This window comes from Bilophila wadsworthia ATCC 49260 (genome assembly GCF_000701705.1).
GTDB lineage: Bacteria > Desulfobacterota > Desulfovibrionia > Desulfovibrionales > Desulfovibrionaceae > Bilophila > Bilophila wadsworthia.
In genome coordinates this window covers 1-9,627 of record NZ_JNJP01000104.1, presented here as the reverse complement: position 1 = coordinate 9,627, position 9,627 = coordinate 1, and the positions used below count along the sequence as shown (strand labels likewise).

At 62.5% G+C, this 9,627-nt stretch carries 11 protein-coding genes; 2 read left to right on the top strand and 9 right to left on the bottom strand.

Annotated elements, in window-relative coordinates:
• Positions 1 to 56: 56 nt before the first annotated feature.
• Positions 57 to 1,484, bottom strand: coding sequence for an adenosylhomocysteinase (gene ahcY, locus T370_RS0119480; protein WP_005027987.1), 1,428 nt, complete (start codon positions 1,482 to 1,484; stop codon positions 57 to 59).
• A gap of 24 nt (positions 1,485 to 1,508) precedes the next feature.
• Positions 1,509 to 2,438, bottom strand: coding sequence for an ArsR/SmtB family transcription factor (locus T370_RS0119475; protein ID WP_005027988.1), 930 nt, complete (start codon positions 2,436 to 2,438; stop codon positions 1,509 to 1,511).
• Positions 2,439 to 2,618: 180 nt separating this feature from the next.
• Between T370_RS0119475 and T370_RS0119470 the strand changes: the two genes are divergently transcribed.
• A complete protein-coding gene (locus T370_RS0119470) occupies positions 2,619 to 2,921 on the top strand; it encodes a DUF6506 family protein (RefSeq protein ID WP_029436732.1) in 303 nt (100 codons plus the stop codon).
• A gap of 66 nt (positions 2,922 to 2,987) precedes the next feature.
• Here the strand turns inward: T370_RS0119470 and T370_RS0119465 are convergent, their stop codons facing one another.
• From T370_RS0119465 to T370_RS0119435, 7 genes are all read right to left on the bottom strand, one after another.
• Positions 2,988 to 4,208 (bottom strand): phage portal protein family protein, encoded by a 1,221-nt coding sequence (locus T370_RS0119465; protein WP_029436731.1) that lies wholly within the window; start codon positions 4,206 to 4,208, stop codon positions 2,988 to 2,990.
• Positions 4,209 to 4,442: 234 nt separating this feature from the next.
• The gene (gene terL / locus T370_RS0119460; protein ID WP_029436730.1) at positions 4,443 to 6,032 is read right to left on the bottom strand and encodes a phage terminase large subunit; all 1,590 of its coding nucleotides are present in this window, start codon (positions 6,030 to 6,032) and stop codon (positions 4,443 to 4,445) included.
• A 1-nt stretch (position 6,033) separates the two neighbouring features.
• Positions 6,034 to 6,306, bottom strand: coding sequence for a hypothetical protein (locus T370_RS0119455; RefSeq protein ID WP_005027993.1), 273 nt, complete (start codon positions 6,304 to 6,306; stop codon positions 6,034 to 6,036).
• Complete coding sequence (locus T370_RS0119450; RefSeq protein ID WP_029436729.1) at positions 6,303 to 6,896, bottom strand: hypothetical protein; 594 nt, start codon at positions 6,894 to 6,896, stop codon at positions 6,303 to 6,305. Before T370_RS0119450 ends, T370_RS0119455 begins: the two co-directional genes overlap by 4 nt.
• Positions 6,889 to 7,533 carry a transglycosylase SLT domain-containing protein gene (locus tag T370_RS0119445; protein WP_029436728.1) on the bottom strand — a complete coding sequence of 215 codons (645 nt, stop codon included), beginning with the start codon at positions 7,531 to 7,533 and terminating at the stop codon, positions 6,889 to 6,891. Before T370_RS0119445 ends, T370_RS0119450 begins: the two co-directional genes overlap by 8 nt.
• Positions 7,534 to 7,592: 59 nt before the next feature.
• The gene (locus T370_RS0119440) at positions 7,593 to 7,955 is read right to left on the bottom strand and encodes a putative holin (protein WP_005027997.1); all 363 of its coding nucleotides are present in this window, start codon (positions 7,953 to 7,955) and stop codon (positions 7,593 to 7,595) included.
• 88 nt (positions 7,956 to 8,043) lie between these two features.
• Positions 8,044 to 8,547 (bottom strand): Mor transcription activator family protein, encoded by a 504-nt coding sequence (locus T370_RS0119435; protein WP_248604293.1) that lies wholly within the window; start codon positions 8,545 to 8,547, stop codon positions 8,044 to 8,046.
• A gap of 327 nt (positions 8,548 to 8,874) precedes the next feature.
• Between T370_RS0119435 and T370_RS0119430 the strand changes: the two genes are divergently transcribed.
• Positions 8,875 to 9,582: an XRE family transcriptional regulator gene (locus tag T370_RS0119430; RefSeq protein WP_029436726.1), complete on the top strand. Its 708-nt coding sequence runs from the start codon at positions 8,875 to 8,877 to the stop codon at positions 9,580 to 9,582.
• Positions 9,583 to 9,627: the final 45 nt, after the last annotated feature.

Here is a 9,627-nt window from a genome sequence, read left to right as displayed (position 1 = left end):
GGGCGGGAGAAACTTTCTCTAGAAAGTTTCTCCCGCCCCCTCCAATATCCACACTCTTAATAACGATACAGATCCGACTTGAACGGGCCGTCGACGGAGACGCCGATGTACGCAGCCTGCTCTTCGGTAAGCGTGGTGAGCTTCACGCCGAGGCGGGCAAGGTGCAGGCGGGCCACTTCCTCATCGAGCTTCTTGGGCAGCGTGTACACCTTCACTTCGTGATCCGTGGCGGCGAGATCCATCTGGGCCAGCACCTGATTGGTGAAGCTGTTGGACATGACGAAGCTGGCGTGGCCGGTGGCGCAACCGAGGTTCACGAGGCGGCCTTCGGCGAGGATGATCAGGGAGCGGCCGTTGGGCAGTACCCACTTGTCCACCTGCGGCTTGATCTGGATACGCTTGTTGGCCGGATTTTCCTCAAGCCACGTCATTTCGATTTCGTTGTCGAAATGGCCGATGTTGCAGACGATGGCCTCGTCCTTCATGTTGTTCATGTGATCGCCGGTGATGACGTGGTAGTTGCCGGTGCAGGTGACGAAAATGTCGCCTTCCTTCACGGCGTCTTCCATCGTGGTCACTTCAAAGCCTTCCATCGCGGCCTGAAGAGCGCAGATGGGGTCGATTTCGGTCACGAGCACACGGGCACCGAAGCCGCGCATGGAATGGGCGCAGCCCTTGCCCACGTCGCCATACCCGGCAATGACCACAACCTTGCCCGCGATCATGATGTCGGTGGCACGCTTGATGCCGTCGGCGAGGGACTCGCGGCAGCCGTACAAGTTGTCGAACTTGGACTTGGTCACGGAGTCGTTCACGTTGATGGCCGGGAACAGCAGCTTGCCCTGTTCCGAGAGCTGGTACAGGCGGTGAACGCCGGTGGTCGTCTCTTCGGACACGCCGCGCACCTTCGCCGCCACCTTGGTCCAGTGGCCGGGGTTGGTCTTGTGGCCGAGGATGATGCGATCCATGAGAACGCGGGCTTCCTTGGAATCGCAAGGCTTGTCGAGCACGGAAGGATCGCGGTCCGCATCCACGCCGAGGTGGATCATCAGGGTAGCGTCCCCCCCGTCGTCCACGATGAGATCCGGGCCGGAACCGTCAGGCCACGTCAGGGCCATTTCCGTGCACCACCAATAATCCTCAAGCGTTTCGCCCTTCCACGCGAACACCTTGGCGTAGCCGAGTTCCGCGATGGCGGCCGCGGCGTGATCCTGCGTGGAGAAGATGTTGCAGGACGCCCAGCGGATATCCGCGCCGAGCTCGTACAGCGTCTTGATGAGCATGGCGGTCTGGATGGTCATGTGCAGCGAGCCCATGACTTTGAAGCCCTTGAGGGGCTTCTTGTCGCCGTAGCGGCGGATGAGTTCCATCAGGCCGGGCATTTCGCGCTCGGAAAGCTGCATTTCCTTCTTGCCGAAGTCGGCAAGGCTGATATCCGCCACCTGATAGGGCAGCGACAGATCGAGAGGCTTCGCGTTGGACATGAGTGTCTCCATAAAGTTGGTATGTTACAGGCGTCGGGCCAGCGTGAGATTGAGCGCCAGCCCCTGTTCCACGGGGTAACGGGTAGTGGAAACGACCTCGAAAGACGCCGCGTGCAGCAGCCTCGCCATGGTCGCTTCATCGAATCCGAGCCACAGGTCCCCGTAGTCCAGACGCATCCTTTCCTGAGTATGCCGATCAAAATCCGCCACCACGAGCAGCCCGCCGGAACGCAGCACGCGCCGGATTTCGGCAAGGGCATTCTCCGGGTTGGACAGGTGGTGCAACACCATATTGATGCTGGCGAAATCCGCCTCGCAGTCCCGCAGCGGAAGGTGGCTGAGTTCCCCGATGCGCAGCGAGACGCCCTCGGGTTCCCCTTCCACCCCGGCAAGCCGCCGCCGGGAAAGCTCCAGCATCCTCGGCGAGCCGTCCACCCCGATGATCTGCCGGGCGCGCCCGCGCATCCGTTCCAGCACGATCCCGGTCCCGCACCCCAGATCCACCGAGGTATCGCAGCCTTCGGGCATCGTGTCGCACACGGCCCCGGCGAGGTCGAACCCGCCGAGCACTTCGCGGCTCAGGGTATCCCAGTGTTCGGCGATGGTATTGAAGAACTGCCGCGTCTTGAGCGCCCGGTCCTCGATGATCCTGGCGGCCATTTCCACGTCCGCGCGCATTTCGGCGTCTTCGTCCAGAAAGGGCATGGCGGCTTTCAGAAAAGCGGCGCCCTCCCCTTCCTTCACAGAAGAATAAAACACCCACAGCCCGTCCCGGCGCGAGGAAAGCAGCCCCGCTTCGGTCAGGATCTTGAGGTGGCGCGAAACCCGCGACTGGCCCATTTCGAGGATGCTTACCAGTTCATTGACGGAAAGTTCATACCGTTCAAGAACATAGGTAAGCCTCAGCCTGGTTTCGTCGGACAGTGCCTTGAAATAGCGGATAGCGTTGGACATGCGGTTTCAAAGGGTTACAGATGTATCAAGATGAACGGATGGTTTTATATAAAGAAATCTTCATATAGTCAAGGAGAGGGTGAGGTGACGGTACCACCGGAGAAAAGGGCACGGGCCGCATTGTGAGAGACAGGGTTTTCCTGATATGACAGGGAAAAGCAAAGAGCCGATGGAGGCCGCATGAAAAAGAAATTCGCATTCCTGCTCATGGGAAAAGAGTTCGACACAGCCAAAGATACCGCCGTATTCGAGACGGAACATATGATCAGCTATATTTTTACGGTCACCAGCTTCGAGGAAGCCCTCAAGCGGGCCGTGGCCTGCGCCGAGAACGGCGTGGGTGCTATCGAGGTCTGCGGAGCGTTCGGAAAGGAATGGGCCGACAAGATCATTGCCGCTACGGGGAACAAGGTCGCCGTGGGCTATGTCGTCCACAACCCGGAGCAGGATGAGCTATTCAGGCAGTTCTTCGCCAAGGCATGATCGGAGCGCATGATAAAGCCCGTCTTCTCTCCGAAGACGGGCTTCCGTTTTATGGGAGGGACGGCGTCACGCCCTCCAAGCCCCCAATATATCGTTTTCGTTTTCGGCTTCCGGGATCTTGAGCTTGTCGTGCGCCCAGCGAGCCGAAATCTTCATCACCGAGGCCAGCGCCGGGAGCGCCTGTGCGAACGTGGCGATGTCCTCGGCCTCCCGCGTATCGAACCGGAACCACGGCAGCAGGCGCGGATCGCTGACGCCGCAGTTCAGCACGGCCAACGGAGCGAGAAGCTGACGCGACAGCGTGGACGCTATCTGCATGGCGTCGGAAATCGTCAAATCGCGGCGCACCCGATCGTGCACGCGCCCGAGGGCGTTGGTGCTGGCGGCTCCGTCGGACTGCGAGGTCAGCGTGCCGCCGAGGATGGCCTTGCTCATGCCGAGTTCGCAGCGCGAAATCAACGCACCCGCCAGATCCTGCGAAGAGGACGCGGGGGTTTCAAACAAGATATCCATGCCTTGCGGGATGATGCCCGCCGCATCCTGCCCGAGCGTCCGCAGGGCGTTGTACAGCGCCCGCCGATCTTCCTCCCGACTGCCGGGCGGGTACTTCCCGAGACGGAACGGCAGGCCGTGGACCTGCACGTAGCGGATGTTCGCCTCCAGCGCGTAGCTGCGGATCAAATACGCCCACGCCACCGTGCGGAACAGCCCGCAGCGCGGCAGCCAACCGGACCGGGAGCGGTGCGTATGCACGATCCAGCCGAAAGGCCAGAGTTCTTCCCCGTCGGGCTTGCCGTTCCGCAGACGCAGCTGGTTCCTGTCTTCCCGCAAAACCTGAAACCAGCTTTGCGGGCGGAAATGGAAGGCGGCGGGAAGATGCAGCCCGTACCGATAGTCCCACTCGATCTCACAGGCGGAAAACCCGTGCCCGATGCCGTCCGCCAGATCCATCAACAGGTCCTCAAAACCGTTGACGGCATCAAACTGTTCCCGAACCGCCGCCGCAATCCGGGCGGCCCGCGCATCGTTGACGCGGCCCGGCAGGATCTCCCAGTCCAGCGTCAGCAGCGCCCGCTTGCGCTTGCCCATTTCCGCCGCGAGATGCTCGCAGCGGTCTTCCATATCCGCGAACAGCAAATGCTGTTCAAGGATGTCCCCTTGATCCGCAAGCTCCAGAATGCCCCGCAGCCGCTTCGGGGTCAGCCCGTGCGTCAGATTTATCTGCGGCTCCAACGCCAACATGCGCGGGCCTTCCCCCTGCGTCTGCAATCGCCGTATCTTTTTCATGAATGCCTCCAACGGCCCCAAAGCCGCCGCGTTGACTCAGCCCGTAAAGCCCGCAATCCCGTTTGACGGTTCACAGCCTTTATGGAACAGCTTCTTTCACCGTAAAAACCTGCCGCACCTTGCCCCATCCCTATCCAACGGTACTCCCACCGGGCCGCCTCCCCACCAGCCGAAAGGCTTCGAGGGGATAGGGGACGCGAGCCGCGCCAGCAGGTTTGGGAGGGGAAGCCTTCTTCAGAAGGGGCCCCTCCCCCCTCCCCATCTTCCATCCTCCCCGTCATCGCCCCACTCCCTTTCCAGCGGCATCCGGATGTAGGCGTCGCCCATGCTGACGAATCCGGTGGATGCCAGACGCCAAAGCATTTCGAGCGCATCCGGCCCATCGTCATGATCGGCCCGGGGAAAATGCCGCAACTGATCGATGAGCGCCTGCTGGGAGACATGAAGCCGGATCCGCCCCTGCGCCATGTGCGGCTGCAACGACTCGATGCGCAGCAGCTTGTCCGCGCTGTTGACGAGAGGCCGCACCGGCAGGGCAATCCCGCGCTCCGCCGCCCGCTGCACCAGGACATGGGCGAAAAACTCCTGAAACTGCACGGCTTCCACGCCCCAAAGCAACGGATGATGCACATCGTGCAGGGCAATCACATCCTCAATGATGCGATCGGGATGCCGCTTGCGGATGCTCGCCTCCACCACGTCGAGCGTCATGCTCCCGCGGAGGAAGCCGCCGACGAGGATCGCGGAAGGGTCACGCCCCGCGCCCTGTTTGCCGAGCGACGGGTCCACCGCTCCGAACAGCAGCCAATCCCGGCTCCGGTCCACCCAAAAGGTGATGCACCCGTTGAACGGCGCCTCGTTTGCAGACAAGGGATCGTTCTGCTGCTCGGAATCGAAAGCCTCCCGATCCTCGGCACGGAGGCACATGAGCCGATACAGCGGGCGCGACGCGGGCCAGCTCACTTCAGCCCCGGCCTCCATCTTCGCCCTGTGCTGACGGTAAAAACGCCGCGCCTCCGCCTCGCCGCGCGACGACAAAAGGCTTTCCCACTCATCCCAAAGATCCATCCGATCCGGCCAGCGCAGGATGGAACGGAACGTCCGGGCCTTCCACAAAGGCTTGCGGAGCGTGCGGGCCAGCACGGAATCGTAATGCAGCAGCGTACCGACATAGACCACGTCCATGCTCCCGTCCGCCGCGCCGAGATTGAGTACCGTCTTCTGAAGCCACGACTGGAGCTTGTCGCGCTGTTCCGGCTTGTCCACGTTCCCGTCGTTTTCAAGATCGTCAAGGACAATCAGATCCGGGCGGTGCGGCCCGTGCCGCAACCCGCGCATACGCTTGCCCGCGCCGAGCGCCTGGATTTTGACGTTCCCCGGCGTGACCACCGTTCCCACGTTCCAAACGTGCCCCTTGCCAGCCCCGGGAAAATCCCGCTTCAACGCCTCGTTGAACTCCAGTTCGTCCTTGACCGCACCCAACAGCGACGCGGCCTGCTCCAGCGCGTCGGCTATGATCAAAATGTAGTGCTTGCGCCCGGTCAGCACGGCCCACAGCACGAAAAACAGCGAAACGAACGTGCTCTTGGCCTCCCCGCGCGGGGCCGCAATCGCCAGCCGCACGCCTTCGGGCGCATCCGCCATGCGGGGCAGTTCCGCATCCAGCCATTCGTGAAGCCGGGAATCCCCCCCGACGAGGCAATAATGCGGAAAATACGCCCGCCGGAAGAAGGTGAAGTCCTGCCGGGCCCGTTCCCGGCGTTCCTCCGGTGTCCCGGCAGAGGCGTCCGGAAGCTCGGGGGAGTTCCGGCGCTTTCCGCGCATGTCAGCGCCCCCCGGTACGGATCGCGTCCGCGATGCGATCCAGTTTTTCGTCCGCCCGCTCCAGCCCGCCGAGGATCTGCGCCGTGCGCTCCCGGCAGTCCTCGCGGGGCACGTAGCTCTTGTGCATCTCCTCGGCCAGCAGGCACTGGCGGGCCTTTAATTCGTCCACCCGCTGCTCCAGCCGGGTTCCCCAGTAGGCGAGAAAGCCGCAAACCATCCCGAGCAGGCCAAGCAGCAGGGTGTGCGCATCGAATTGCAGCGCGGCCTGCGTCATGGCCTGCCCTCCCGCCCTTTTTCCACGGCAAGCAGGGCTTCGGCCTGAGCGCGCAGGTTCCGGCAATAGCCGCCGTAATCCCGCGCGTGGGCCAAAAGATCCTCCGGGCTGACCATCACGGATGCTCCCGACCGTACCCCGGCGCCAGTGGCGGAGGCGCTTCCGGCAGGCGCGCCAATTCCGGCGGCAAGGGCAGAAGCTTCGGGGGCGGCGGGGGCAAGACCAAGGGCTTCGTTGTACAGGCGCACCCAGCCAGCAGGCAGGCCAGCGCAATGGCGGGAAGCATCTTCGGCAACACGGTCCATCCTCCTCGTGAACGCCTGCCGTTCGGCGGCAAGGCGGTTGCGGGTTTCGGAAAGTTCCCCGGCAATGGCGGCGGCCCGTTCGGTTTCCGCCTCCAGCCTCTGGCGGGCAAGGCGCTCCGCTTCCGCCGCCGCAACGGCCAGCGCCTCACGTTCGCTGGCGGACGCTTCGGCCTGTTCCGCAAGCAGAACACGGCCCCGCGTTTCCGCAATGCCGAACCCCCGGACGTACCCGGCGGCGCAGCACGCCGCACATAACAGCCCTACGGCGAGCACGTTCCTAGTCATGGCCCCCTCCGCATCCGACGCCGGGCCCCCACCCCGCCTTGCGATACCAATACTGCCTCTCAAGCAGGATCAGCCGTACATAGCGGCGGTTTTCACGGAGGCTGGAAGCGCTCCGCCCGGCATTCACCTTTTCCACCTGTCCGAACCAGCGCGCCGGATCACGGCCCTGCCGCTCCGCTTCCTTCCGGTCCCTGCCGACCCAGCCGATCCCGCCGTTATACGCGGACAACGTGAACGCCATACGCTGGCAGGCATCGGCTCCGTTCAGCCGATCCCACAGCCACTTGTCATAGGAAACCAGCGCCCGGAGCGCCCAGCCGGGATTGAACGGCGCGGGCCGGCCGGCCTCCCGTTCCAGTTCCGGGACGGCACGCGGCAGCCACTCCGCCGTGGAAGGCAGGAACTGCGCCAAGCCCTGCGCCCCCGCCGAGGACACAGTGCCGTTGCGCCACCAGCTTTCCGTGTGCACCTGCGCGGCGAACACCGCCACGGGAGCTTCCAACCCCCATACGGCGCGGGAAACCCGTATGAGTTCCGCCCGATGCCGTTCAGCCGCGCGCGGAATATCCGACGCCAGCCCCGGCTGCGGAAACGGCGCGGACAGCAGCGCCATCATCAAAACCATGCGAATCATCATGTGCGACCTCTCCATGCGGGAACCGCCCTTTCGCGGGCGTTTCCCCATCTCCCCCATGCTCACAGCCCCACGGACACGGCCACGACGAAAGCCGCGACCACGGCGGCGCGGCGCAGGCAGGCCATGACGAAAGGCCAGAGGTAGCCCTTGGCGATGGCGAAATCGGCGCACCGAAGCCGCACGGCTCCGGGGGCGCGCTTCCAGTCGTCGTCAAGATAGGAATCGGGAGTGGCGAAAGGGAACACGGCCACATCGAAGAACATGCCCAAGATAGCGGCAAGCATGACGAGGGCCAGCTTGTAGAGGACAACGGGCACTTGCGCCGGGCTGATCAGCAACAATGCGATCTGAAGCCCCAGCGCAACCAGCCCGAAGAAAAACAGCCGCCAACGGGGACGGAGAAGAAGCCTGAAGAATCCCATAAGACCTCCTGTGGTATGGCGCGGGACCGTCGTCGGCCCGCAAAACCTACCATGCCCGAAAGGAGGCCTCAGGAAAGATTGAAGGATGTCAGCACCTCGCGCTGGAGCGGGATATGCGGCGCGCGGCGGCGCAGGCCGCCATATCCGGCCTCACCGGGCCGGACTTCTTCAAAATGCGCCAGATCTGGCGATCGGAGAGCCCGTGCCGCACGGCGAGCACGGACACCAGCGCCCGTTCGGAAAGCCCTTCACGGGCCAATTCGTCACGTTCAAGGTTGATGTTCCTGTCCCGCGTGTCCACGAAAGCCTGACGGCAGGTGGGGATATACAGCGTCGTGCCTCCGTAGCGCCCGATCAGCTTGGTAGCCTGTTCGCGGCCGATGATCTGCACCAATTTTTCACGCTGTTCCTGCCCACGCAGCGTGATGCCGAGAGGAACGGAAAAACTTGTCCCGCCCTTGGCCCTGATGAGCTCGATCGCCGCCGGAAGGCCAATCAGTTCAACCAATTCATTCACGCCCTGCCCCCGTGTCCGGGCCTGCCCGGGAAACATCTCCGAAGACGCGCTGCGCCGCTCCCGATTCTTCGCCATGTGTTCCATATGAATCCCTATTAGGTAAAAGATGTACCTCTCCTCCTCGCGTGGAAAGGCATGGAAAACAATGCCCTGAGCGCGTATTGCCCGAAGGCTTGCGGCGCGGGGGCAGACCGAATTGTTGACCGGATAGCTTGGTGAAGGTAAAGGAAAGAGGTTGTACACGACCGTTCGCAATGAGATCCTTACGTCAAAATCAGTTCTTTTACAATCATTTTTTGACGCAAAAACTTATTTATTGACTTAACAGCCAAAAACATTACAACATTTCTTTACGATCTCCGTTCACTTCAACCCGGAGCGCCTCCACGGCGCAGAGACGCCATGAGCAGCATCGCCGATCGACTCGTTTTTTTGCGCGGAAGCGCCACACAGGCCGAATTTGCCGATCGTGTCGGCATCAATGTGAATACGTTGCGCGGTTACGAAAAAGGGCGCGCCCTGCCGGGGTATGAAGTATTGGAATCCTTATGCTCAAAATTAAACGTTTCACCAAGCTGGATTTTGACGGGACAGGGCAATGTCCTCCAAGAGGCTCCCTTTTCCGGCCTAAATGAAACGCCTCGGCCCCTTCCGCAGCCTGAGCTTGCCGAGCCGATGCCCTCGTGCGACGTGGATTTGATCATGATCCCGATGGTGGAGGCACGCCTGTCCGCCGGGCACGGCAGCCTCGAGGTCGGCGGCGATTCGGAGCGCAGCTATGCTTTCCGGAGCGATTTCCTGCACCGCAAGGGCAATCCTCGGGAAATGGTGCTCATGCGGGTTTCCGGCGACAGCATGGAACCGGAGATCATGGACAACGACATCGTGCTCATCGATCAGGGCAAGCGCGACGTCACCCCCGGACGCCTCTATGCCATCGGGTTCGATGAGGCCATTTATCTCAAGCGCATCGACATCCTCCCCGGCAAGGTCATCCTCAAAAGCACCAACGCCGCCTACCCGCCCGTCGAACTCGACACCCGGGGCGACTGCGAGGACGCCTTCCGCGTCATCGGCCGCGTCCTCTGGTGCGGCAGGGAGTACAAGTAAAATTGGGGAGGGGGAGGGGGAGGGGAAACTTTCTGGAGAAAGTTT